Below are 23,708 nucleotides of genomic sequence, written 5' to 3' on the forward strand. Positions count from 1 at the left end.
TTCAGGGACTGCCGCCGGCGGTGACCGATGCGGAGGCGGTTTCCAGTGCCGCGGCGCGGGCAGCAAACATCGTGCCCGGCGGCGGCTGGCGGGTGAAGAAGGTGTTGACCCCGTCCAGGACCGCGCCGGCGACCTTGCGCTGGAACGCGGGATCCTTGAGCCGGATCTCTTCGGTCGCGTTGGAAATGAAGGCCGTCTCGACCAGCATCGCCGGCATGTCCGAGGTCCGCAGCACCGCGAAGTTGGCGCGCTCGATGCTCGGCTTGTGGACATTGCCCACGCGCTTGAGCCCGTCAAGGATCTGCCCGGCGGCATCTTCGGAGGCCTTCATGTGCCCGCTCTGGGTCAGGTCGAGCAGCACGGAGGCCAGCGTCGTGTTGGCCGACATGCGCGCGCCACCGATCAGGTCGGCCGAGTTTTCCTTGTCCGCCAGCCAGCGGGCACGCTGCGAGGACGCGCCGCGCAACGACAGCACGTAGACCGAGGAGCCGTCTGCACTGCGGTTCTCGGCCGCGTCGGCGTGGATGGAGATGAACATGTCGGCCTTGGCCGCCCGCGCCAGCGCGGCGCGCTTGTTCAATGGGATGAATACGTCGTGCTCGCGGGTCATATACGCCTTCAGCCCGGGAGTGGCGTTGATCTGGCGCGCCAGCTCCTTGCTGATCGCCAGCACCACGTCCTTCTCACGCGTTCCGCCCTTGCCGATCGCGCCGGGATCCTGGCCGCCATGGCCGGGGTCGATCGCGATCACCAGCGGGCGCATGCCCTGGCCCTGCATGACCTGCTGGATGGTCTTGACCGGAGCAGTCGCAGCAGGCGGCGCAGACGCCGCGGGCGGCGGTGTCGCACGCACAGGGGCGGGAGCGACTGCGACCATGCTGGGCATCGCGGCAGCCTGTGGCGAAGGCCGGTTCGCGAGTTCCCTGGCCGAGGCGGCGGCATTGGCTGCAGCAATCTGGGAGATGAGCCGGCTGGTGGCTTCCGCCGAGGCCGCGGTGTCCACCGGGGTCGGGGTAGGCGTCGGGGTGGTGACCGGCGCCATCATCTGCGCGGCGGCAGCGGTCGAGTCCGCACTCGGCGACTGTGTCGGAGTGACCGAAGCCGCGACAGCCGCTGCGGGCACGGACGCCGGAGCACCATCGCCGGGCCACTCCACCACCAGCACCGGGCCACTGCCGCTTTGCTCGATGCGCGGCTTGAGCGCCGTAATCGTCTGCGAGAGGTCAAACACCACGCGCGCCGTCCCCGGCACGGGCTTGCCGGTGCGTACCGACTTCACGACGCCGGCACCGGCCGGAACCGAGAGCGTCGGTGAGACGGAAGACGCCGGCATGTCGATCACCAGGCGATCCGGGCCGGCAAGGCTGATGACCTTGAACTCCCCTGGCGCGTCCAGCGCGATCTCTGCGCGGGTGCCAGTGGCGCCCGCATTGAGCTGCAGGCCCTTGATTTCACTGGCATTCACCGCCGCGGCCGCGCAGGCGACGATCAACGTGGAGCCGAGCAGCAGGCGGCGCAGGCTGGGGGATTGGACTCGCATGCCGGCTAGTCAACCATCGCAACCCGCGTATTGCAAGCGCTTTTTCCCTTATTAATCCGATACCTGCCGCATCTTCCTGCCAAAAGGTTCAGGAGACGTCGGCGATAGCGTCGTCCCCGGCAAGCCGCTGCAGCCACGCCCTCCCGGCATCGCTGTGCGCCGACAATCGGGCGCGACGGCCGTCCCCTTCGATCTCCAGCTGGACGTGAAGATCCGCCGGTGGCAGACCCCCACGACCGCGATCCGCCCATTCCACCAGCCACAGGGTCACATCCGCGCTGTCCAGGCCGAGGTATTCCAGCTCGGCCGGATCGCCGATCCGGTACAGATCCAGATGCCACGCCTCTCCACCGCCGGCCAGCGGATAGCGCTCGACCAGCGTATAGGTCGGGCTGCGGATGGCGCCTCGCACGCCCAGCTCGCGCAGCAGCGCACGGGCCAGGGTCGATTTGCCCGCCCCCAGGTCACCCTCCAGGTGAACCACGGCGTGCTGCGGCCGGGTCCGCGCAAGCGCCTGCCCCAACCGGTCCGTGCGGCTGCTGTCGGCGAGCGTGAACACCTTCATCGAGAGGCTCCGGGATTGGCGTGGCATCGGAGCCAGCGCATGAGGTCGCTCGGCAACAGCCCGCGCTCGCCGCCATCTGCAGCCGCCGAGTCCGCGGCGACCGAGTGCAGCAGGGCGCCACATACCGCGGCGTCCCGCAGCGGGAGTCCCTGCGCCAGCAGCGCACCAATGACCCCGCTCAGCACATCGCCCATGCCGCCGACGGCCATGCCGGGATTGCCGGCGTCGATGAGGCTGAGGTTGCCGCAAGGTTCGGAGACGATCGTGCCGGCACCCTTCAGCACCACCACCCTCTGGTAGCGCGAAGCGATTGCGCGCGCCGCGGCGAAGCGGTCGCGCTGCACATCATCGATCCCGGTCTGCAAGAGCCGCGCCGCCTCGCCCGGATGCGGCGTGAGTACGGCATTGGCAGGGGCCGCGACGACACCGGCGGCGATCAGGTTCAAGGCGTCCGCATCCAGCACCACCGGCAGGCCGGACGCGCAGATCACGCGCAGCCGTTCCCTGCCCCACGCGCCCTGACCCAGGCCCGGCCCGATCACGATGGCGGAGGCATCGCTGATCAGCGCGTCCAGCGCTGACGACGCCGTGCCATCGCTGTCGCCCGTGCTGGCGTCGTTGCCGTCACCGTGCACCATCGCTTCCGGCAGCCGGGTCAGCAGCGGCGCGACGTTGGCATCCCGGGTGACGACATCGACGAGGCCGGAGCCCGCGCGCAGGGCAGCCTCGGCCGCGAGCATGATGGCGCCGCCATGCGCGTGGTCCCCGCCGATGCAAAGCAGTCGACCGTTGCGACCCTTGTGGCTGTCACGCCGACGCGGCTCCAGCCACTGCGCCAGGTCCTGCGCCCTCAGCCAGGCCACGCCGGCCTGTGTCGAGCGCAGGTCGGTTTGCTCCAGTCCCAACTCGGCAACCTGAAGTTGACCGGTGAAATCCCGGGCAGCCGCGGTGCGCAAACCGGCCTTGGCGGCGATGAATTCCAGGGTGAGGTCGGCGACCACAGCCACCGATCCCACCGCTCCAGTGTCTGCGACCACGCCGCTGGGCACATCAAGCGCGAGGACCGGAGTGGAAAGCCCGTTGATGCGCTCGACCAGCGCCGCGACCGGCCCCTCCAGTGCGCGCGTCAGCCCGATGCCGAACAGCGCATCCACCAGCAAGTCGGCGTCCGGCGGCGGTCGTTCCCCCGCGACCAGTTCACCCCCCGCATCGACGTACTCCTGTCTGGCCCGGCGGCACTCGGCGGTCCGCGGCTCATGGCCGGGGAGGCAGAGCACGTGCACCCGGCGGCCGGATGCCTGCGCCAGCGTCGCCAGCACGTAACCGTCGCCGCCGTTGTTGCCTGGCCCGCAAATGACCATGAGCGACTGCGCGTGCGGCCAGTGCTGCATGACCGCCTGCCACGCGGCGCGACCGGCACGGCGCATCAGTTCGAACGGATCACCGAACCGGACGGCAGCGCGCTGTTCGATTTCCCGCAAGGCATCGCTGGTATGGAGGACGGCAGGCGACATGCGGCGATTCTATACTTGCAGTGCCGTGACCCATCCCCCCCGCCCCTCGCCAGATGCCATCAGCGTGACGCTGTTGCCCGATCGCGCTGACGCCGACCCGGCCGTGCTCGCGCTGCGCATCCGTGAACTGGCCGCGGAGTTCGGCTTCCAGCGCTGCGGCATCAGCGGCATCGAGCTGGGCGAGGACGAGGGGCACCTCCGCGACTGGCTGGAAAACGGCCTGTACGGATCGATGGAATGGATGGCCCGCCACGGCGAGAAGCGCTCGCGCCCGGCCGAGCTGGTCCCCGGGACCTTGCGCGTGGTCTCGGTGGGCCTGGACTACGGACGCCGCGACGACACCGAGGCGTGGCAGACCCTGGGCGATGGGGAGCGCGCCTACGTCGCCCGCTACGCCCTGGGCCGCGATTACCACAAGCTGATGCGCCAGCGCCTGCAGCGCCTCGCCGACCGCGTCGCCGAACTGGTCGGGCCGTTTGGCCACCGCGTCTTCGTGGATTCCGCGCCGGTGCTGGAGCGCGCGCTGGCCCGCAATGCCGGGCTGGGCTGGATCGGCAAGCACACCTGCCTGATCGACCGCGACGGCGGCTCGTGGTTCTTCCTCGGCGAGATCTACCTGGACTTGCCGCTGCCCGTCGACGAGCCCGCCACATCCCACTGCGGCACCTGCTCGCGCTGCATCGATGTGTGCCCCACGCAGGCGATCACCGCCCCCTACCGGCTTGACGCGCGGCGGTGCATCTCCTACCTCACGATCGAAAACGACGGCCCGATCCCGTTGGAGTTCCGCGAGCCGATCGGCAACCGGATCTTCGGCTGCGACGATTGCCAGCTGGTGTGCCCGTGGAACAAGTTCGCCAAGCGCAGCGACGAGCCGGACTTCCGCGCCCGCAACAACCTGGACGAGGCCAGCCTGGTGGACCTGTTTGCGTGGACGGAGGCGGAGTTCCTGGAGCGCACCGAGGGCTCGGCGATCCGCCGCAGCGGTTACCGCCGCTGGCTGCGCAACATCGCCGTCGCACTCGGTAACGCGCCGACAACTGCAGAAGTCCTTTCGGCCCTGGAGTCACGTCAGGACATCGATGACGACCTTGTGCGCGAACACGTGACGTGGGCATTGCAGCGCCATCGCGAGCGCGGCGACTAAGCTTTGATGGGGGGGTGGTAGCTGCAGACGTTCCGGGCGAATGTCCCCCGGCCTCCACCTGCGGCGGAGGCCTCCTCCTTTATTTCGCCCGGAACGCCTGCAGCTACCTCTATCGGGTGGCCGCGGTGGGCGGACAACGCACAGCGGGGTTTGCGCTCACGTGGCCGGGCTTGCGCTCACGTGCTTCAGCGACGGGAGCGAATGCCGTTGGAGCGAAATAAAGGAGGAGGCACCGGCTTCACCGGTGCCGGGGGACATTCGCACCAACGGCATTCGCTCCCGGTGCCAGCGGCGTTCGCTCCCGGTGCCCCGACCACCCGGCGCATATCGCAACCAGGCCGGCGGGATCACGCCGCTTGCGCGGGGATCGAGTCGTTGGTGTGGGTCATCGCGTTGTCGGCATCGACGTACACCAGCGTCGGCTTGAACTGCGCCGCCTGGGCTTCGTCGAACTGCGCATACGCGCAGATGATCACCAGGTCGCCCGGCTTGGCGCAGTGCGCGGCGGCGCCGTTGACCGAGATGATCCCGCTGCCTTCCTCGGCCCGGATCGCATAGGTCACGAAGCGATGGCCGCTGTCGATGTTGTAGATGTGGATCTGTTCGTATTCGCGGATGCCGGAAATATCCAGCAGCCGGCCGTCGATCGCACACGAGCCTTCGTAATGCAGCTCGGCGTGGGTGACGGTGGCGCGGTGGATCTTGGCCTTGAGCAGGTTCAATTGCATGGTTCAAAAACTCCGACCGGACGGCAGCGGCGTGTGGAAATGCGAGTTTATCAGGGGATGGCGCACTGCAGCATGAGTGGCGACGAAATGACGTGTCTAGCGTTCGAACTCGATGTTGTCGATCAGCCGCGTGCTTCCCAGTCGCGCCGCGGCCAGCGCAACCAGCGGACCGGCAGCATCGGAATCAGCCGCGCTCAGGTCCCGGTGCCGGATGGCGACGTAGTCAACCGCAAAGCCCGCCGCGGTGAGTCGCGCTGCCGCGTCCTGCTCCACCGTGCGCAGTGGCGTACCGGCGATGGCTGCGTCTCGCGCGTATTGCAAAGCGCGATGGATCGCGGTCGCGGTCTGGCGGTCCCGCGGCGACAGATACTGGTTGCGTGAGCTCATCGCCAGGCCGTCGGCTTCGCGGACGATCGGCGCAGCCACCAGTTCGACGGGGAATGCCAGCTCGCGGACCATGTAACGGATCACCGCCAGTTGCTGGTAATCCTTGCGCCCGAAGACCGCGACATCCGCCTGCACCTGGTTGAACAGCCGGGCCACGACCGTGGTGACGCCGTCGAAGTGGCCGGGGCGGTGCGCCCCTTCCAGAACACCCGTCACGCCGGGCACGCGGATCTCCACCACGCCCCCCATGCCGTACGGATACATCGTCTCCACCGAAGGCAGCCACATCGCGTCGGCGCCCGCTTCCTCCAGCGCGGACAGGTCGGCGTCGACCGTGCGCGGGTAGCGCTCGTAGTCCTCGCCCGGTCCGAACTGGGTCGGATTGACGAACACGCTGGCGACCACGCGGTCGGCGTGTTCGCGGGCGAGCCGGACCAGGGACTGGTGGCCGGCATGCAGGTTGCCCATCGTCGGCACGAAGCCCACGCGCAGGCCCGCCTGTTTCCACCCAAGGACACGCTCACGCAACGCCGCAAGCTCGGTGATGGTCGGGATCATTGGATTCTCGGCCGCAAACAGGACGACATGGATGACTCAGGCGTAGGAGTGTTCCGGGCCGGGGAAGTCACCGGCACGCACCGCGGCGGCATAGGCCTGCATGGCGCCGACCACCGAGCCACCCTCGGCAAGGAAGTCCTTGACGAACTTCGGTCGGCGCTGCCCGCCGGCCAGGCCGAGCATGTCGTGCAGCACCAGCACCTGGCCATCGCACTGCGGACCGGCGCCGATACCGATGGTCGGAATGTCCAGCGCCGCACTGATGGTGCTGGCCACCGCGCTTGGCACGCACTCCAGCACCAGCAATTCCGCGCCTGCCTCGCCAACGGCGCGTGCATCGTCCAGCAGCTTGGCGGCGGCCGTCTCGTCGCGGCCCTGCACGCGGTAGCCGCCCAGGCGCAGCACGGACTGCGGGGTCAGCCCCAGGTGCGCGCAGACCGGAATCTCGCGCTCGACCAGATAGCGGATGACCTCGAGCTTCGGCCCGGCGCCCTCGATCTTGACCATCGCCGCGCCGGCCTGCAGGAAGCGTGTCGCCGCATCCAGTGCGCGGGTCGGCGAGGCATCGGACTGGAACGGCATGTCGGCTACCAGCAGCGCGGTCCGCAGGCCACGGGCGACGCAGGCGGTGTGGTAAGCGATGTCGTCCACGGTGACCGGCAAGGTGCTGTCGTGGCCCTGCACCACCATGCCCAGCGAGTCGCCGATCAGTATCAGGTCGATTCCGGCCGCCTCCACCGCATGGGCGAATCCCGCGTCGTAGCAGGTCAACATGGCCATCTTCCGGCCGTCCGCCTTGGCCGCGCGCAGCATCGGCACGGTCCAGGGCTTGCGCTCAACGGGAGATGACGGGGAGGTATACATGGCTCAGTGCTCGCTATCAGCCGCGTGGGGGTGCGGCGGTGGTACACGGTAGCGCTTCGATGTCCGCGCAGGCCAACCCGCTCAGCGCGTCGGCCGCCGGTCCAATGCCCGGGATGGTGGCGTCGGGCGCGATTTCCAACAGGGGCAGCAAGGCGAAGGCACGCTCGTGCAGGTGCGGGTGCGGCACCCTCAGGCCAGGCTCGTCGATGATGCGATCGCCGTACAGCAACAGGTCAAGATCGAGCGTTCGCGGCCCCCAGCGGTCGCTGCCATCGTCCCGGCGCACCCGCCCTGCCTCGCGTTCGATCTCCAGCAGTGCGCCTAGCAGCGCCTGTGGGGCCAGATCCGTGCGCAGCATGGCGACGGCATTGAGGAAGTCCGGCTGATCGGTCACACCCCACGCGGGTGTGCGATACAACGCGGAGGTCGCCAGGACACTGGTGTCCTTCAGGTTGCCCAAGGCCGCGAAGGCCGTGCGCATGATCGCCGCGCTGTCGCCCAGGTTGCTGCCCAGGCCGACGAACACAACGCTGGCGGTCATTCGCCGGCGGCTGCGGTGGACCTGCGGCTTCGTCGGCGCGGTCGCGCAGGTGCGTCGTCCTCGGCATCCCCATCATCGCGCGGCCGCGGACTCGGCTGGCCGGGACCCATCCCCACCAGCTCCTGCTGCTCGCGCCAGAACGCGACGTCCTCGGCGTGCTCATCGGACGCGGCAAGCCGCAGGCTGAGGAAATCGAATGCGGCGCGGAACCGGGGATGGCCCAGCATCCGCGACACGCGTTTGGTCTGGTGCAGCGAAAAGCGCGACTGCAGGAGCCAGATTTCCTGCATCGGAATGGAGAACCGGCGCGGCAGGGCGACGGTGGACAACTGGCGCACCGTGACCCGGTCAGCGGCCCGTCGCTGCGCATCGATGGGCTGCACGCCCTGCGCCTGCAGCGCGATCAACGCGCGGCAATACGCCGGCCACAGCAGCAGGGCGAACAGGAATGCCGGCGACACCGGTTCGTCGTTGGCCACGCGCTCATCGGTGCCGCGCAAGCCATCGATCACCACGCTGCGCAACGCGCCGCTGCGGTTGGCCTTCAATGCCGCCGCGGTATCCGGGAACAGCGCCGGCAGCAGGCCGCGGGCCTCGAGCCCTTCAAAGCTCTTTACCGCGTGACCTGAGAGAAACAGCTTCAGGCATTCCTCGAACAGGCGTGCCGACGCTGCTTCAGAGAGCAGGGACGCAAGCCGCGGGATCGGTTCCGCCGTGGCCGGCTCGATCTCGAAGCCGAGTTTGGCCGCCAGCCGGACCGCGCGCAGCATGCGCACCGGATCCTCGCGGTAACGAGTTTCCGGATCGCCGATCAGCCGCATCAGGCGCTTCTGCACGTCCTCGAAGCCGCCGGTGTAGTCGCGGACCGAAAAATCTTCGATCGTGTAGTACAGCGCGTTGGCGGTGAAGTCGCGCCTGACCGCATCGTCCTCGATGGTGCCGTAGACGTTGTCGCGCAACAGCCTGCCGCCCTCGTGCTGCTCGCGGTCGCCGCTGCCATCGTCGGTGTTGGCGCGGAACGTCGCCACCTCGATGATCTCGCGGCCGAACACCACGTGGGCCAGACGGAACCGGCGACCGATCAGGCGGCAGTTGCGGAACAGCTGCTTGACCTCCTCGGGCGTCGCGCTGGTGGCCACGTCGAAGTCCTTGGGCTGGCGTCCGGCCAGGAGGTCGCGCACCGCGCCGCCTACCAGATACGCGGAGAAGCCGCCGTCGCGCAACCTGTAAAGCACCCGCAGCGCATTGGGACTGATGTCCTTGCGGGAGACGTTGTGCTGGTCGCGCGGGATGATCCGCAGTTCGGGCTTGGAAGATGGGTTTTGTTCAGGCATCAGGCGGGCGTCGCCGCTTTGGGAATTTCGCAGGATACCAGTTGCCGGAAGGTTCGGCCGTCCCTATACTGTGCGGCCACGCAACGGTGAGAGTCCGGCGTGGATCTGCTCCCTTCGTCTAGAGGCCTAGGACGTGGCCCTCTCACGGCTAAAACACGAGTTCGAATCTCGTAGGGAGCACCATCTACCGAAAGCCCGCGCATCGCTGCGCGGGCTTTCTTTTTCGTGAGCTGACATCCGGGAATACGAGTCATGACCTTCGTCGTCACCGAGAGCTGCATCAAGTGCAAGTACACCGATTGCGTCGAGGTGTGTCCGGTCGACTGCTTCCATGAAGGTCCCAACTTCCTGGTGATCAATCCCGAAGAGTGCATCGACTGCACGCTGTGCGAGCCCGAATGCCCGGTCAACGCGATCTACCCGGAGGACGACGTGCCGCGTGGACAGGAGGTCTACGTGGCGCTCAACGCGGAGTTGGCCGCGCTCTGGCCGATCATCTCCACGCGCAAGGACCCTCCGGCCGACGCGGCCGAGTGGGACGACAGAACCGGAAAGCTGCCGCTGCTGGAGCGCTGACACGGACCGCTCGCGGCGTTCGCTTGAATATACGCGCGCGTATGGCAGGCTGGCCGCCCCTCGCTGAGCTGCCCCGCCAATGAAAGCCGGACTCCTTCGCCACGTCCTCAATCTCTGGCCGCCCTTCCTGTTCAGTGGCGTCCACGTGAGCCGGCTGGACGCGGACTACCGCCATGCACGGGTCGAGCTGCGCATGCGGCCCTGGAACCGCAACTATGTGCGCACCCATTTCGGCGGCAGCCTTTTTTCGATGACCGACCCGTTCTGGATGCTGCTGGTCATGCAGTCGCTGGGCCGCGACTACATCGTGTGGGACAAGGCGGGCGCGATCGAATTCGTCAAACCCGGTCGTGGCACTGTCCGCGCAAGCTTCGATCTGGAGGAGGATGTCCTGGACGAGCTGCGCCAGGCCACCGCGGACGGTGACAAGGTCCTGCGCTGGTTCGACACCGATGTGATTGACGCGTCCAGCGATGTCGTTGCCCGGGTCCGCAAGCAGCTGTACGTTCGGCGCAAGCGTGACCGCGATCGCAGCAGCGGTGTCGAGCCGGACACGCCCGGATAACGCGACTCGGGGGTATGCTCGCAGATTCGCGACAGGGGGCCGCGATGACAAGCGCGAATTACATCGACGACGAGCATCCACTACCGCAAATCCGGGGCTATCGACTGCTTCGGGTGCTGAACCGTGGGGGCATGTCCACCGTCTACCTGGCCGAGCAACTGGCGCCGTCGCGCGAAGTTGCCATCAAGGTGATGGCAAGCACCGCCTTGTCGGACGAAGTCAGCCGGCGCCGGTTCGAGAACGAGGTCCGTACCATCGCGCGCCTTGAGCATCCGCACGTGGTGCGCATCCACGAGCTGGGCCGCACCGCCGACGGCCTGCCCTACTACACGATGCCTTATCTCGCGCGGGGCCATCTGGGCCAGCGCAGCTTCCTGCGCGACGACGGCAGGCCGGAAGAGGCGCGCATCATTGCGACCTTGCGGGTACTGCTGTCCGCGCTGGAATATGCCCACGGCCGCGGCGTGGTCCACCGCGACGTCAAGGCGGAAAACGTCCTCTTCGGTGACACCGAGCAGCCCTTGCTGGCCGACTTCGGGATCGCGCTGCGACGCGGCTTCGGGCCGCGGGTGACAGCGACCGGACTGGCCGTGGGCAGCACAGCCTACATGGCCCCCGAGCAGGCCCGGGGCGAAGACGTGGACGGACGCGCCGACCTCTACAGCCTGGGCGTGCTGGCCTGGGAGATGATGACCGGACACCTGCCCTACGAGGCCGGTGACGCGCTGGCGATGGCGGTGATGCACGCGCAGAACCCGATCCCCCGACTTCCGCCGCACCTGCGCCATTGGCAGCGCTTCATGAACCGGGCGCTTGCCAAGCAGCCTGCGCAACGCTTTGCAGACACAGCGCAGATGTCGGCCATGCTCGACCAGGTCGAGCGGCGTGGCCGCTGGCCCCGAGCCACGCTGGGCCGGGATCGCGTGGCACACGGCTTGGCCCGCGTTCCCGGGCGTGTCTGGCTGGCCACCGCCATAGTGGCTGCGCTGGTGTTGGCCCTGCCACTGGCCAGCAGGGACACCGCGGTCGAAGAAGCTGAGCGGGAGGCCCAGCGACTCGTTGATGAGCAAACCCGCGAGGATCCCATCCCCGCGATGTTGGAGCCCCTGCCGGAAGCACCGCTGCAGGTCGCGCTCGACAAGGCCAGGCAGCAGATTGCGCAGAACCGGCTCACCACGCCGGATGACGACAATGCGTTCTCCACCGTCATGACCGCCTGGGCGAGCAACCCGGACGATCCCGCCCTGGTGGAGCTTGTCGATACATTGACCACAGCCCTGGGTGAATCCGCCCTGGCCAATCTGGCCGATGCCCGGGACGAACAGGCGGGCCGGCAGATAGATCGCATCCGGCTGCTTGGCACCGAGACGTCCCGTCTGGAGTCAGCCGCCCAGTTGCGCCTTCGGGCGGGAATCGAGAAGACCCTGGAGGCGCGTATCAGCAGGGCAGCCGATCGCTCGGACAGTTCAGCGGCCACCGCGATCGCCGCGTTGGCCGAGCCGATGGGGCTTGCGCCGTCGACGGTTCGCAGGTTGCAGACGCGGGCAGCCGCGGTGCCCACGGGTTCACAGCCACGCAGCGCCGCCAACGCTGGTGCTGGAGCGCTCGCAACCAAGCCGGTAAGCCGGGATGACTACGCGGCTTTCGCCGAGGCCACGGCACGCAAGCCTTCGCTCTGCCGCGAGCGCTCGTCGCTGCTGCGGGTCCTGGCACCGAGAGACTGGCGGTCGCCGGGTTTTGACCAGGGCGGCGCCGAACCCGTGCTCTGCGTCTCCCTGGCCGATGCGCAGGCCTACGCCCAGTGGCTGCAGCAGCAGACCGGTCACAGCTACCGCCTGCCGACGGTCGCGGAATCACGATCCATCGCTCCACAGATCAGCGGTCGCGAAATCTCCCTTTGGCAGCTCGACTGTGGCGACGGGTGCCAGGAACGCGCCGTGCTCGGCGAGTCCTGGCGCAAGCAGGAAGGCAGGCGTGTGCTTGATGCGGGGCGCGGCTACGACGACGTGGGTTTCCGCCTCCTGCGCGAGCCCTGAGCGGGTATTCGCGCACAGAAGGCCGAGCCGCGTCGGAAGGAGGAGCGCGACGTCTACAATCGCGGCATGCGCACACCCACCCTGCAACGACTGTTCCTCACCGGCCTGCTGACCCTGCTGCCCCTTTGGTTGACCCTGATCGTGGTCCGGTTTGTATTTTCCCTGCTGTCGGACATCAGCCGACCGATCACCGGTCCGATACTGCAGCGAATTGCGAGCGTGGATCCGCAGTCGCTGGGCTGGCTGGCCGATTCGTGGGTGCAGACACTGCTGGCGCTGCTGGCGACCTTGCTGCTGATCCTGTTCACCGGCGCCATGTCGCACCGGGTCTTCGGCCAGCAACTGCTGCGCTGGGTCGAGAAGCTGATCGGACGGGTGCCTTTCGCCAACACGATCTACGGCAGCGCACGGCAATTGCTGAACATCCTGCAGACCAAGCCCGGGGGCACCCAGCGCGTGGTCCTGATCGATTTTCCCCACGACCAGATGAAATCGGTGGGGTTCGTGACCCGCGTGCTGCGCGAGCAAGGCACCGGTCGTGAGCTCGCCGCGGTCTACGTACCGACCACGCCCAATCCGACGTCGGGCTATCTGGAGATCGTGCCGATCGAGAAACTGACCCCGACCGACTGGAGCGTCGACCAGGCGATGGGTTTCATCATCTCCGGTGGCGCGATTTCGCCGGACAACATTCCATTCTCTGCGCCGGCCGAGGCGACCGCCGCGCCGCCAACGCCGCCAACGCCGCCTGCCGATCCGGCCGCCGGCTGAGACTGACACCCACTGTCTGGAGCTCCCGATATGCGCCGATCCACCCATCAAGCGGTACTGGGCACCGCGCTCGCCGCGATCATGGCCGGCTGCTCGCCGGGTACTGCGCCAGGCACCCCGCAGGCGGCCGCAGCCGCGAATACCGGGGCGGTCAGCGACAAGGCCGCCCACCTGGACCGCCTGTACGCCCAGTACTGGGAGGAGATGCTCAAGCGCAACCCCCTGGCCGCGACCTATCAGGGCGATGGCCGCTACAACGACCAGCTGCCGAACTTTCTCTCGCGCGAGTACCGCGAGACCAGCCGCGCATTCACCACCGACTGGCTGGAAAAGATCGAGTCCCTCGGTCCTGACGGCCTTGAAGGCCAGGACCTGCTGAGCTGGCAGATCTTTGTCGAAGACGCCCGCGACGAGCTGGCGAGCCAGAAGTTCCCCGCCTGGATGCAGCCGGTCAACCAGTTCTACAACATCGCCTCCACCTTCGTTCAACTGGGCTCTGGCACGGGTGCACAGCCCTTCAAGACGGTGCAGGACTACGACAACTGGCGCGAACGCGCGAGCAACGTGCCGGTGCTGTTCAACCAGGCGATCGCCAACATGGGCGAAGGCATCCAGGCCGGCGTCGTGCAGCCGCGCGCGCTCATGGAAAAAGTGCTGCCGCAACTGGATGCACTGATCAAGGAAGACCCGCGCCAGACGCTGTTCTGAAAGCCGGTGGCGGACATGCCGGAGAGCTTTTCGGACGCCGACCGCAAGCGCATCGAGGACGACTACGCCCGGTTGATCTCGACCGTGCTGATGCCGTCCTACAGCCACCTGCGCGACTACATCGCCAACGACTACCTTCCGCATACCCGCGACTCGGCCGGCATGTCCGACCTGCCGAACGGCCAGGACTGGTACGCATTCCGGGTCCACCAGTCGACCACCACCGACCTCTCGCCGGCACAGATCCACCAGATCGGCCTGGACGAGGTGGCACGGATCCACGGGCGCATGCACGAGGTCATGGATGAGGTCGGCTTCAGGGGCACGCTGCAGGAATTCTTCGTCTTCATGCAGACCGATCCGCGCTTCGAGTTTGCCAGCGAGGACGAGCTGCTCGCGTTCTATCGGGGCCTGGAAGCCGAGGTCAACGCGAAAGTGCCCGAGCTGTTCTCGCTGGTGCCCAGGGCGCCGTTCGAGATTCGCCCGGTGGAGGCCTTCCGCGCCCAGTCCGCGGCCGGTGGTTCCTACATGACGCCCAGCGAAGACGGCACCCGTCCGGGCGTCTTCTACGTCAATACCTACGACCTGCCGACGCGCAAGACCTGGGACGCGGAGGACCTGTTCCTGCACGAGGCGATCCCCGGCCACCATTTCCAGCTTGCCCTGCAGCAGGAGCTGACCGGCCTGCCGGCCTTCCGCCGCTTTGGCGGTCAGACCGCCTACATCGAAGGCTGGGGGCTGTATGCCGAGTCGCTGGGCAAGGAGTTGGGCGTCTACGAGGATCCCTACAGCCACTTCGGCTACCTGCAGAACGAGCTGTGGCGCGCGATCCGGCTGGTGGTGGATACCGGCCTGCACAGCAAGGGCTGGACCCGCGAGCAGGTGATCGACTACATGCTCGGGAACTCCGCGGAAAGCCGGACCCAGGCCGTCGCCGAAGCGGAGCGGTACATGGCGATCCCCGGCCAGGCGTTGGCCTACAAGATCGGCGAACTGAAGATCCTGGAACTGCGCAAGCGCGCCGAGGAGGCACTGGGCGGGACGTTCGACATCCGCCAGTTCCATGCTGAAGTCCTGAAGGACGGCTCGGTCCCGCTGGACGTGCTGGAAGGCAAGATCGACCGCTGGATCGCGGCGACCCGGTAAGTTGCGAAGCGGATCGGAACGCGGGCCTCAGGATTCGTCGTTTGCGTAGATCCTCAGTCCTTCCTCACGGTGGTGGAGGCGCAGGAAACGGGCCCCGTCAAAGACCGCGGCGTGGACGGGGTTGGAGTAGGCAACGATGATCCGCCGCGGCGCGGCTTCATGCGCGGCCTGCAAAGCGGTGAGCACCTTGCGTATCACCACCGCATCGAAGGGGTTGTAGAAATAGCAGAACAGATTACCGGGCGGTGGCCGATACACTGCGGCATCCATGCACAGCAGCTCGATTGAACCGGCTCGCGGGTCGCGGGCGGCAAAAGCGGTGATGTTGGCCAGCCCATCGGCGTGCAGCGAGGCAAACAGCTCGATCCCCACGATCCGTGGAAAGCCAAGGCGCGCGGCAAGCACCAGCGCACGCCCCTTGCCGGCGCCGTAATCGATGAAGGTGTAACCGGCCGCATCGAACGGCTGCGCGGCGCGGATCAGGCGGTGGAACTTGGGAAACGCCAGTGGCGCGTAGAAGACCGCATTGCTCAGGTGTGCGCAATCGGGCGCGGAGGCCGCCGAATCGGCGACATCGACCTGGCCGGTGGTATTGATACCCAGTTCGCGATCCAGCTTCGCCTCCCGGATGCCGCGCAGCCACAACGGGACCTTGGCTGCCACCCCGAACACGCCGTCAATCCGGACCTGGCGTACCACCTTGCGTACGAACGTCTGCACGCTCAGCCGTCCTGGTCGAGCATGGTGACATGCAACTGGGTGTCCTCTTCGGGCATCCGCTGCGGGGTGAGCCACAGGCCAATCAGCGGCTGCTCGCTACGCGGCACGAAACCCTCGGACCGCCATCCGGCCATCGCCGGGTCCGATGCGGTCAGCAGCAGGTGCACCGCGCTGCAGCCCTGTTGGTCGGCAGCCGAGATCAACGCGCGGATCAACGGGCGACCGATGCCGATCATCGCGTCCGTGGACCAGTAGTCCATGACCGTCAGTGGCCCGCCCTGCCCTTCGCTCACCTCACAGGCGAACCAGGCCCGCAGCCGACCGTCCTTTCCGGAGACCAGCAGGTAGTGCGCGCGACCCGCCGGCGGCGTATCGAAGCGCCACCGCAGCAGCGCGTGGTCGCGCACGCTCGTCAGCGCCTCGGTGTGCAGAGCCTCGCGCCAGAGCGCGTCCATACGCTCATCGCTGGCGCTCACCCACTCCCACTGGAGCTCCGAAAACAGGCTGTCGGCGGCCCCCGTCCGCAGACGCCTGCCGAAGTCGATCAGCAAACCCGAGGAGGACGCGAGAAAGGCCGGCATCCGGCGCCGGAGATACTCGCCGTGTCGCAGCACCCTGGCGTGCCGGACGAGTGTCCCCATGACATGGAAGCCGGCCCGTTTGCTGACAGCAACGGCATTCGACCTGGGCAAGCCGTACAGGAGGTCGAAGCGCCCACGCGCGGCGTCGATCAGGCTCTCCTGCAGCATCAATGCGGGCCCCAGCGAGCGATGCTTCTCATCAACCGCAAAGTGGGCGACCACACCGGCGCGGATGGCGCGGCCCCTGCAAAGGAAAGGCCGGGGGCCGGCACCAATGACACCGACCAGGGCTCCGGTTGGCAGATGCCGCAACAGCTGCAGGATCGGCGGACCGTAGCGGTTTTCGCGGTAGAAATGGTCGAACTTCGCCCCCTGGATGCCACGCGGACCGAAGTGGTCCTGCCAGACCCCGAGGACCTCCTCGCGGTCGCGAACGACGTCGCCCGGCTGGGTCGCGTAGAGGGGCGTCTCCGCGCCTGGCACAGCGGCTTGCAGCAAAGCGCTCACGGCGCCGGGACCGCGCGCAATCTCGTGACCAACTGCATCAGCCGCGCCCCTTGGCCCAGCAGTATTCGGTGGAACGCGGTGTTGCGCAGGACCGCGAAGTCGCCCAGCACGCATTCACCCGACCAAAGGCCCGGGAACATCGTGTTGTCGGCCACGGTGCACGAATCGACCGCCTTGAGCTGGGGATGGACCTCGCGCAGGTGGCGCATCTGGAACAGCTCGATCAGGATCCCCGGGGAGAAGCGCGCGTAGGCCTCGTCGTAGGCAATCTTGAAGGTGAACGCCTGGCAGCCGGCGAGGAAGTTGCATTTCATCGCGATCGGCTTGCCATCCAGCTCCAGTGAGAGCATGTGCAACTGGGAGCGGGCATGGGCCTGACAGCAGACGGCGACGAAGAAATCACGATCGCTGGACGCCATCGCCGTTCCCTGGCGTCCTTTCCAGCCACTGGCCTCCACTTCAAGGAACCGTTCGATCCACGGCATCGGGTCGTCGCCGGGCTCCATCATGCGGTAGGCAACCGCGCCCTCATCGGCCAGACGGCGCGCCTTGCGCCGCAAGGTGCTGCGCTGTTTGGCGGACATGTGTTCGGGGTCGTCCGGCGTGTCCAGGCGGTACACGGCGCGCGTCCAGCGTGTCTGCCGCGCCAGCAACTGGGTGCGATGTGCGCTGACGCTCGCCTCCAGGGCTGCGGCGACGGGTCCGTCCATGCGGATGTTGACCAGTTCGAGGATGCCGTTCGGCGCCTGCCGACTGGCGCACCAGGCCAACAAGCCTTCGATGGCCTCCGCGACGTGGGCGCGGTGGACCAGTGGCGCCGCCAGGAACGTGTAGTCGTGCGTCCACGAGCGCAGGTTGCGCAGGGGAAGCCGCTTGAAGCGCGCCCGCTGCGTCAGCGGCAACACGCAGATCAACTGCCCCGACTCGCTGCGGACCAGGGCCAGCAGCAAGGGTTCGGTGTCCAGGAATTCGAGCGTGAGCTGCAGATACCAGCTCTCATAAAACGGATTGGGCTCGACCGCATTGAATGCCAGACGGTCGATCTCCGCGGCGAGCACCGGATCGAGGGTCTTTACCGGCAGACACTTCACCGCTGTGGCCGAGACCGCGCTCATGGGCGCGCACCTGCAGCAACCGATCGCACGCGAAATGCCGACATCCTCGCAACGCCGCCACGGTGGCTATCAACCCTGTTTGCATTGACACCCATGTCATTACCTGCGGCGCGAAGCAGGTCCAGCGGAATCCGGGCGAGGATCGCCACAGGCCGCTTTGAACCTTCCTACGGGATATGAACGCGGATAACGCGGGAAGGCGGACGCCAGGACCGGGCCGCTGGAACGCGGAGGTCAAACGTGCGCTGACATCGTTGGGACGAAAAGCCGGGTCGGGAAAAAGCAAACGACCCGGAGGCTATGCGGGTCGCTTGGTAAATCCGGGCTGACGCATCGACCGGGATGACCCGGTCGATGCGCCGCTCAACGGCTTGGCTCAGGCGCTGGAACCGTCGCGGAACGAACCACGACCGCCGCGGGCGCCTGGACCCGCCGAACGCTGGCGCGGCGCGCCTGCATGGGCATGCCGCGGTGCTGCCGCGTGCGGACGTGCGGCCGCGCGCGGGCTGTTGTTGCGCGGCGGACGGCCGGCACCGGCGTTGTTGCGCGGGTTCGGAATCGCCACGTCCAGGCGGATCGGACGGCTGGGCTCGTAGCCCGGCACGACCACCATCTCCACGTCCTTCTTCAGCACGTGCTGGATCTGGCGCAAGAGGCCACCCTCGTCGTGGGAGACCAGCGACAGCGCCTCACCGGTGGAGCCGTTGCGGCCGGTACGGCCGATCCGGTGCACGTAGTCCTCGGCCACCATCGGCAGGTCGAAGTTGATCACCAGCGGCAGGTCGGGGATGTCCAGGCCGCGGGCGGCCACGTCGGTCGCCACGAGCACGCGGGCACGGTTGCCCTTGAAGTCGCGCAGGGCTTTCTGGCGCTGCGCCTGGCTCTTGTTGCCATGGATGGCAACCGAGCGCAGGCCGGCGGCCTCGAGCTGTTCGGCCAGACGGTTGCAGCCGTGCTTGGTGCGACCAAACACCAGCACCTGGTCGCCGGGGCGCTTGGCGATGATGTCGATCAGCAGGTCGCGCTTGCGGCCGCTGTCCACCGGATGGGCACGGTGGGTGATCGTGTTGGCGATCGCGTTGTTGGTGGCGACCTGGACCTGCTTGGGGTCGCGCATGAACTGCAGCGCGAGCTGGCGGAGCTGGGATTCGAACGTCGCCGAGAACAGCAGCGTCTGGCGCTCGGCCGGTACGCGGCCCAGGATGCGCTTGATCGCCGGCAGGAAGCCCATGTCGAGCATGCGGTCGGCCTCATCCAGCACCAGCACTTCGATCTCGTCGAGCTTCACCGTGCCGCGCTCGATGTGGTCGATCAGGCGGCCGGGCGTGGCGACGATCACGTCGACGCCGCGGCGCAGGTTCTCGACCTGCGGGCCCATGCCGGCGCCACCGAAGATCGTGCAGAAATTCATCCGCAGGTACTTGGCATAGCTGCGCAGGCTGTCGTTGACCTGCACGGCCAACTCGCGGGTCGGCACCAGGATCAGGGCGCGCGGCTTGCGCGAACCGTTCGGGCCGGTCTGCTTGGAGAGGCGGTTGAGCAGCGGCAGGCCAAACGCGGCGGTCTTGCCGGTACCGGTCTGGGCGCCGCCGAGCAGGTCGTTGCCGGCCATGATCAACGGAATGGCCTGGACCTGGATCGGGGTCGGGCTGGTGTAGCCCTGTTCGGCGAGCGCGCGCAGCAAGGCAGGCGCAAGGCCGAGGTTTTCAAAAGACATGTTGTAGCTCCGAATATAGAGAACCGCACAGAGGTGCGGTAAAGACCCGGAGCGTTCCCTGTAACCGCGCTGCGAGTATTGGTGTGACGGCACCGGATATTCCGGACCGTGTCGGCGCGACGAAAGACGTGCGGGATATTCGCACCGGACCACGCCTTTGGGCGGGGGGTCTTGGCCGATTGGCCAACCCGTGCGAGGGCATACCTGGGAAACGTGACCCTTGCGGGCAGGCAGCCGTGCGCTGAACAGGCGAATCTTACGTGATGCATCCCGATCGCGCCACTGTGCCCAAGTCCTCGTTCAGATACGCGTCCCATGACCTCTGACACGCCTCCGCGATGCGCGTTGGGTCTACTGTCCACACTGATCGGCTTCGACGCACTGTTCTCGGGGCCGCCCTTTCCAATGCCAACGCCGGAGCCTTACGTGAGCCAGACCAGATCGAACGCCTTCAAACCCCGCGTGCTTTTGTTGAGCCTCGCCATCGCGACCGCGGTGTCCGCCTGCTCCAAGGACGCCGCGCAGGACGCGGACCGCGCCGCGACCAGCGCCACCGATGCACCCGCCGTCGCGACATTGACGCTGGACGAGAGCGCGCTTCCACCCGTCAACCGTTTCCAGATCTCCGATCTCGACAAGTCCCAGGACGCGTGCGTCGATTTTGGCAGCTACGTCAACGGCACCTGGCTGGCGGCCAACCCGATTCCTGGCGACCGCACCAGCTGGGGCGCGTTCGAGATGCTGTCAGAGCGCTCCATTGCCGCCCAGCGCCAGCTCGCCGAGCAGGCCGCGGCCGACACGAACGCGACCGGCGTGGAAGCGATCGTCGGCAACTTCTGGGCCACCGGCATGGACGAGGAGAAGATCAACGCCCAGGGCATCAAGCCGATCCAGTCGCGCCTGGATGCCATCGCCGCCCTGGATGACCAGCAGAAGATCGCCGACTACCTGCGCACCAGCGCGGCGGAAGGTGAGAACTTCCTGTTCGGCTTTGGCGCCGAGGCCGACTTCAAGGCCTCCGACATGAACATCGCCTACGCCGCGCAGGGTGGCCTCGGCCTGCCGGACAAGACCTATTACGTCGACGCCGACAAGGCCGACAAGCTTGCCGCCTACCAGGCCCACGTCGCCAAGGTGCTCGAGCTGTCGGGCACCGATGCCGCCCAGGCCGCGGAGCAGGCCAAGCAGGTGGTCGCCTTCGAGACGCGCCTGGCCAAGGCATCCAAGTCCAGCGAGGAGATGTCGCGCGACGTCTCGCTGTTCTACAACCCGATGTCACCGGCGGACGCCGACAAGCTGACGCCCAATTTCCCGTGGACGACGTTCTTCGAGTCGCAGGGCGTGGCGACACCGAAGATGTTCTCCCTGGCCATTCCGGCGTTCCATGAGGAAGTCAGCAAGATGCTGGCCGACGTGCCGGCCGACCAGTGGCAGGCCTACCTGCGCTTCCACACCGTGGACGGCGCGTCGCCCTACCTGTCCGACGCGTTCGTGCAGGAGAATTTCAACTTCTACAGCAAGGCCATGCGCGGCCAGGCCGAGATGAAGGAGCGCGCCAAGCGCGTGCTCGATACCATCGAGAACGAGACCGGCGAGGCGCTGGGCCAGCTCTACGTGAAGGTGGCGTTCCCGGAAGAGTCCAAGGCGCAGATGGAGCGCCTGGTGGGCAACCTCAGCGACGCGCTGAAGGTCCACCTGGAAGGGCTGGACTGGATGAGCGACGAGACCAAAGCCAAGGCGATGGAAAAGTGGGCGAGCTTCACCCCGAAGATCGGCTTCCCCGAGAAGTGGCGTGACTGGAGCGGCCTGAACACCAGCCGCGACAGCTACATCGAAAACGTCATGGCGGCCAACGAGTTCAACTACAAGTGGAACCTGTCCAAGATCGGCAAGCCCGTGGACAAGACCGAATGGGGCATGAGCCCGCAAACGGTGAACGCCTACTACAACCCGCTGGCCAACGAGATCGTGTTCCCGGCCGCGATCCTGCAGCCGCCCTTCTTTGATCCCAACGCCACCGACGAGATGAACTACGGCGGCATCGGCGCGGTGATCGGCCACGAGATGATCCACGGCTATGACGACCAGGGCAGCCGCTTCGGACCGACCGGCAACATGGAGGACTGGTGGACGCCCGCCGACAGCAAGGGCTTCCAGGGCCGCACGGACAAGCTGATCGCCCAGTTCGACGGCTATGAGGCCATGCCGGGCAAGCACGTCAACGGCAAGCTGACCCTGGGCGAGAACATCGCCGACCTGGGCGGCCTGGCCGTCGCCTACGACGCGATGAAGAAGGCCACCGAGGGCAAGGACGACCCGATGACCGACGGGATGACGCGCGACCAGCGCTTCTTCGCCAACTGGGCAACCGTGTGGCGCCGCAACTTCACCGACGACGAGCTCAAGGTCCGCCTGGCCACCGACCCGCACGCGCCGGCGAACTTCCGCGCGATCGGTGCGCCGTCGAACATGCCGCAGTTCGCGGCGGCGTTCGAGTGCAAGCCGGGCCAGCCGATGGTCCGCGCCAAGGACCAGCAGGTGGTGATCTGGTAGTCGCCTTCAGATCCTGCTGACGCATTGACGGGCTGCGCTCAGGCCCCAAAAGGCCCGGAATCGTATCCGGGCCTTTTTTGCACTCTGTCGGGGCGCTGGCGATCGCGCGGCACCGGATCGACCTCCCCCCAGCTGCTGCGGGAGATGACCGCCCCACCCGGCTGCGCTACCGTGGTCGGCCGCCTTGCCCGCTTGCCATGATCGCCACCGCACCCGACCACGTCCTCACGCCCAGCCAGCTCAACACCCTGGCGCGCGACCTGCTGGAGGGCGCATTTCCGTTGGTATGGATCGAGGCGGAGCTGGGCAATGTGGCCCGCCCGTCGTCGGGGCACCTGTACTTCACGCTGAAGGACTCGCGCGCGCAGGTGCGTTGCGCGATGTTCAAGCCCAAGAGCACGTGGCTGAAGTTCATCCCCCGTGAGGGCATGAAGGTGCTCGCGCGCGGGCGACTGACGCTGTACGAGGCTCGCGGCGAATACCAGATGGTCCTGGACCACATGGAGGAGGCCGGTGAAGGCGCGCTGCGGAGGGCGTTCGAAGAACTCAAGGCCCGCCTGCAGGCCGAAGGCCTGTTCGAGCAGGCGCGCAAGCGCGCCCTGCCGCCCTACCCCGCGCGGATCGGCATCATCACCTCGCCCAGCGGCGCGGCGGTCCGCGACGTGGTGAGTGTGCTGGCGCGCCGCTTCCCGCTGGTCCAGGCCGAGGTGCTGCCGGTGCAGGTGCAGGGCAATGCGGCTGCCGGGCAGATAACCGCAATGCTGCAGCGCGCGGCCGCCTCGGGTCGCTACGACATCCTCGTGCTCGCGCGCGGCGGTGGCTCACTGGAGGACCTGTGGGCGTTCAATGACGAGCAACTGGCGCGAGCGATCGCCGCATGCGCGGTGCCGGTGGTCTCCGCGGTCGGCCATGAAACCGACTTCAGCCTGTCCGATTTCGTCGCCGACGTGCGCGCGCCGACACCCTCGGTCGCGGCCGAGCTGCTGGTGCCCTCACGCGAGGACGTCACCCGCCATCTGCAGGCACTGGAAGCGCGGCTGGGCAGCCTCCAGTCGCTGCACCTGCGCCATGCGATGCAGCGGACCGACCGCGCCGCGCTGCGTCTGAACGCGATGCGGCCGCGGGCCCGGCTCGACCTGTTGCACAGGCGCCAGCTCGAGGCGATTCGGCGACTGGACGACGTCTTGCGCCGCCGTCTGGTCGACGCACGTGTGCGCCTGAGGCATGCCGAAGCGGTCCTGCGCATGCACCATCCGCAACGACGGATCCAGCAACTGCGCGAGCGTCTGGCAGCACTCTCCACACGTCCGCAGGCGGCGATGGCGCGGCGCATGGCCAACGACGCACTCGCACTGCGGGGACTGGCCCGGTCGCTGGAAGCCGTCAGCCCGCTGGCGACGGTGGCCCGCGGCTACGCCATCGTCCGCCATGAGGACGGACGCGTTGTACGCAGCGTCCTGGATGCGGCTCCCGGGGACGGACTCCAGCTGCAGCTCGGCGATGGCCAGCTGCAGGTGCGCGTGGAGCGCCGCTGA

At 67.4% G+C, this 23,708-nt stretch carries 19 protein-coding genes, 1 tRNA gene and 1 pseudogene; 9 read left to right on the top strand and 12 right to left on the bottom strand.

From position 1 onward, the window contains the following. Position 1: 1 nt before the first annotated feature. The 3 genes from INQ42_RS08140 to INQ42_RS08150 form a co-directional block, all read right to left on the bottom strand. Positions 2-1,540: an N-acetylmuramoyl-L-alanine amidase gene (locus tag INQ42_RS08140; protein ID WP_194033836.1), complete on the bottom strand. Its 1,539-nt coding sequence runs from the start codon at positions 1,538-1,540 to the stop codon at positions 2-4. A gap of 88 nt (positions 1,541-1,628) precedes the next feature. Then, a complete protein-coding gene (gene tsaE, locus INQ42_RS08145) occupies positions 1,629-2,105 on the bottom strand; it encodes a tRNA (adenosine(37)-N6)-threonylcarbamoyltransferase complex ATPase subunit type 1 TsaE (RefSeq protein WP_194033837.1) in 477 nt (158 codons plus the stop codon). Further along, on the bottom strand, positions 2,102-3,619 hold the full coding sequence (locus tag INQ42_RS08150; RefSeq protein WP_194033838.1) for an NAD(P)H-hydrate dehydratase: 1,518 nt from the start codon (positions 3,617-3,619) through the stop codon (positions 2,102-2,104). The genes tsaE and INQ42_RS08150 overlap by 4 nt, the downstream gene beginning before the upstream one ends. Positions 3,620-3,689: 70 nt before the next feature. Here INQ42_RS08150 and queG point away from each other — a divergent pair, with 70 nt between their 5' ends. Beyond that, positions 3,690-4,766 (top strand): tRNA epoxyqueuosine(34) reductase QueG, encoded by a 1,077-nt coding sequence (gene queG, locus INQ42_RS08155; protein WP_407070806.1) that lies wholly within the window; start codon positions 3,690-3,692, stop codon positions 4,764-4,766. Between the two features lie 347 nt (positions 4,767-5,113). Here queG and panD read toward each other — a convergent pair whose 3' ends face one another. The 5 genes from panD to pcnB form a co-directional block, all read right to left on the bottom strand. Then, the gene (gene panD / locus INQ42_RS08160; protein ID WP_193983689.1) at positions 5,114-5,494 is read right to left on the bottom strand and encodes an aspartate 1-decarboxylase; all 381 of its coding nucleotides are present in this window, start codon (positions 5,492-5,494) and stop codon (positions 5,114-5,116) included. A gap of 96 nt (positions 5,495-5,590) precedes the next feature. Further along, positions 5,591-6,439 (bottom strand): pantoate--beta-alanine ligase, encoded by an 849-nt coding sequence (gene panC, locus INQ42_RS08165; RefSeq protein WP_194033840.1) that lies wholly within the window; start codon positions 6,437-6,439, stop codon positions 5,591-5,593. Positions 6,440-6,475: 36 nt separating this feature from the next. Continuing rightward, positions 6,476-7,303: a 3-methyl-2-oxobutanoate hydroxymethyltransferase gene (gene panB / locus INQ42_RS08170; protein WP_194033841.1), complete on the bottom strand. Its 828-nt coding sequence runs from the start codon at positions 7,301-7,303 to the stop codon at positions 6,476-6,478. Positions 7,304-7,319: 16 nt separating this feature from the next. After that, on the bottom strand, positions 7,320-7,844 hold the full coding sequence (folK, locus tag INQ42_RS08175) for a 2-amino-4-hydroxy-6-hydroxymethyldihydropteridine diphosphokinase (protein WP_194033842.1): 525 nt from the start codon (positions 7,842-7,844) through the stop codon (positions 7,320-7,322). Continuing rightward, positions 7,841-9,178, bottom strand: coding sequence for a polynucleotide adenylyltransferase PcnB (pcnB, locus tag INQ42_RS08180; protein WP_194033843.1), 1,338 nt, complete (start codon positions 9,176-9,178; stop codon positions 7,841-7,843). Before pcnB ends, folK begins: the two co-directional genes overlap by 4 nt. Positions 9,179-9,285: 107 nt before the next feature. On the opposite strand from pcnB, the gene INQ42_RS08185 reads away from it, so the two are divergent. From INQ42_RS08185 to INQ42_RS08210, 6 genes and pseudogenes are all read left to right on the top strand, one after another. Continuing rightward, positions 9,286-9,361: transfer RNA gene (locus INQ42_RS08185), tRNA-Glu, on the top strand. A 69-nt stretch (positions 9,362-9,430) separates the two neighbouring features. Further along, positions 9,431-9,754: a ferredoxin FdxA gene (gene fdxA / locus INQ42_RS08190; protein ID WP_043957349.1), complete on the top strand. Its 324-nt coding sequence runs from the start codon at positions 9,431-9,433 to the stop codon at positions 9,752-9,754. 79 nt (positions 9,755-9,833) lie between these two features. Next, the gene (locus INQ42_RS08195) at positions 9,834-10,319 is read left to right on the top strand and encodes a DUF4442 domain-containing protein (RefSeq protein WP_194033844.1); all 486 of its coding nucleotides are present in this window, start codon (positions 9,834-9,836) and stop codon (positions 10,317-10,319) included. A gap of 131 nt (positions 10,320-10,450) precedes the next feature. Further along, the gene (locus INQ42_RS08200; protein WP_194033845.1) at positions 10,451-12,355 is read left to right on the top strand and encodes a bifunctional serine/threonine-protein kinase/formylglycine-generating enzyme family protein; all 1,905 of its coding nucleotides are present in this window, start codon (positions 10,451-10,453) and stop codon (positions 12,353-12,355) included. Between the two features lie 66 nt (positions 12,356-12,421). Next, positions 12,422-13,126 (top strand): DUF502 domain-containing protein, encoded by a 705-nt coding sequence (locus INQ42_RS08205; RefSeq protein ID WP_194033846.1) that lies wholly within the window; start codon positions 12,422-12,424, stop codon positions 13,124-13,126. Between the two features lie 30 nt (positions 13,127-13,156). Further along, positions 13,157-14,980 (top strand): annotated as a pseudogene (locus INQ42_RS08210) (DUF885 domain-containing protein). 27 nt (positions 14,981-15,007) lie between these two features. Here INQ42_RS08210 and INQ42_RS08215 read toward each other — a convergent pair. The 4 genes from INQ42_RS08215 to INQ42_RS08230 all read right to left on the bottom strand — a co-directional run bounded on the left by INQ42_RS08215 (position 15,008) and on the right by INQ42_RS08230 (position 19,620). Next, positions 15,008-15,700 (bottom strand): hypothetical protein, encoded by a 693-nt coding sequence (locus tag INQ42_RS08215; protein ID WP_194033847.1) that lies wholly within the window; start codon positions 15,698-15,700, stop codon positions 15,008-15,010. A 2-nt stretch (positions 15,701-15,702) separates the two neighbouring features. Then, a complete protein-coding gene (locus INQ42_RS08220) occupies positions 15,703-16,788 on the bottom strand; it encodes a hypothetical protein (protein WP_194033848.1) in 1,086 nt (361 codons plus the stop codon). Then, on the bottom strand, positions 16,785-17,903 hold the full coding sequence (locus INQ42_RS08225) for a GNAT family N-acetyltransferase (RefSeq protein ID WP_194033849.1): 1,119 nt from the start codon (positions 17,901-17,903) through the stop codon (positions 16,785-16,787). Before INQ42_RS08225 ends, INQ42_RS08220 begins: the two co-directional genes overlap by 4 nt. Before the next feature lie 376 nt (positions 17,904-18,279). Continuing rightward, complete coding sequence (locus tag INQ42_RS08230) at positions 18,280-19,620, bottom strand: DEAD/DEAH box helicase (RefSeq protein ID WP_194033850.1); 1,341 nt, start codon at positions 19,618-19,620, stop codon at positions 18,280-18,282. A 405-nt stretch (positions 19,621-20,025) separates the two neighbouring features. Here INQ42_RS08230 and INQ42_RS08235 point away from each other — a divergent pair, with 405 nt between their 5' ends. Beyond that, positions 20,026-22,173, top strand: a complete 2,148-nt coding sequence (locus tag INQ42_RS08235; protein WP_194033851.1) for a M13 family metallopeptidase — start codon at positions 20,026-20,028, stop codon at positions 22,171-22,173. Between the two features lie 197 nt (positions 22,174-22,370). Further along, positions 22,371-23,708: an exodeoxyribonuclease VII large subunit gene (gene xseA, locus INQ42_RS08240; protein ID WP_194033852.1), complete on the top strand. Its 1,338-nt coding sequence runs from the start codon at positions 22,371-22,373 to the stop codon at positions 23,706-23,708.

Origin of the sequence: Lysobacter avium (genome assembly GCF_015209745.1) — a bacterium.
GTDB classification, from domain to species: Bacteria; Pseudomonadota; Gammaproteobacteria; order Xanthomonadales; family Xanthomonadaceae; genus Novilysobacter; species Novilysobacter avium.

Excerpts from the sequence above, each read along its gene's own strand:
- INQ42_RS08230 (WP_194033850.1), bottom strand. The coding sequence starts at position 19,620 with ATGTCTTTTGAAAACCTCGGCCTTGCGCCTGCCTTGCTGCGCGCGCTC.
- panD (WP_193983689.1), bottom strand. The coding sequence starts at position 5,494 with ATGCAATTGAACCTGCTCAAGGCCAAGATCCACCGCGCCACCGTCACC.
- pcnB (WP_194033843.1), bottom strand. The coding sequence starts at position 9,178 with ATGCCTGAACAAAACCCATCTTCCAAGCCCGAACTGCGGATCATCCCG.
- INQ42_RS08200 (WP_194033845.1), top strand. The coding sequence starts at position 10,451 with ATGTCCACCGTCTACCTGGCCGAGCAACTGGCGCCGTCGCGCGAAGTT.
- panC (WP_194033840.1), bottom strand. The coding sequence starts at position 6,439 with ATGATCCCGACCATCACCGAGCTTGCGGCGTTGCGTGAGCGTGTCCTT.
- panB (WP_194033841.1), bottom strand. The coding sequence starts at position 7,303 with ATGTATACCTCCCCGTCATCTCCCGTTGAGCGCAAGCCCTGGACCGTG.
- INQ42_RS08195 (WP_194033844.1), top strand. The coding sequence starts at position 9,834 with ATGAAAGCCGGACTCCTTCGCCACGTCCTCAATCTCTGGCCGCCCTTC.
- INQ42_RS08140 (WP_194033836.1), bottom strand. The coding sequence starts at position 1,540 with ATGCGAGTCCAATCCCCCAGCCTGCGCCGCCTGCTGCTCGGCTCCACG.
- INQ42_RS08225 (WP_194033849.1), bottom strand. The coding sequence starts at position 17,903 with ATGAGCGCGGTCTCGGCCACAGCGGTGAAGTGTCTGCCGGTAAAGACC.
- fdxA (WP_043957349.1), top strand. The coding sequence starts at position 9,431 with ATGACCTTCGTCGTCACCGAGAGCTGCATCAAGTGCAAGTACACCGAT.
- folK (WP_194033842.1), bottom strand. The coding sequence starts at position 7,844 with ATGACCGCCAGCGTTGTGTTCGTCGGCCTGGGCAGCAACCTGGGCGAC.
- INQ42_RS08150 (WP_194033838.1), bottom strand. The coding sequence starts at position 3,619 with ATGTCGCCTGCCGTCCTCCATACCAGCGATGCCTTGCGGGAAATCGAA.
- tsaE (WP_194033837.1), bottom strand. The coding sequence starts at position 2,105 with ATGAAGGTGTTCACGCTCGCCGACAGCAGCCGCACGGACCGGTTGGGG.
- INQ42_RS08205 (WP_194033846.1), top strand. The coding sequence starts at position 12,422 with ATGCGCACACCCACCCTGCAACGACTGTTCCTCACCGGCCTGCTGACC.
- xseA (WP_194033852.1), top strand. The coding sequence starts at position 22,371 with ATGATCGCCACCGCACCCGACCACGTCCTCACGCCCAGCCAGCTCAAC.
- INQ42_RS08235 (WP_194033851.1), top strand. The coding sequence starts at position 20,026 with ATGCCAACGCCGGAGCCTTACGTGAGCCAGACCAGATCGAACGCCTTC.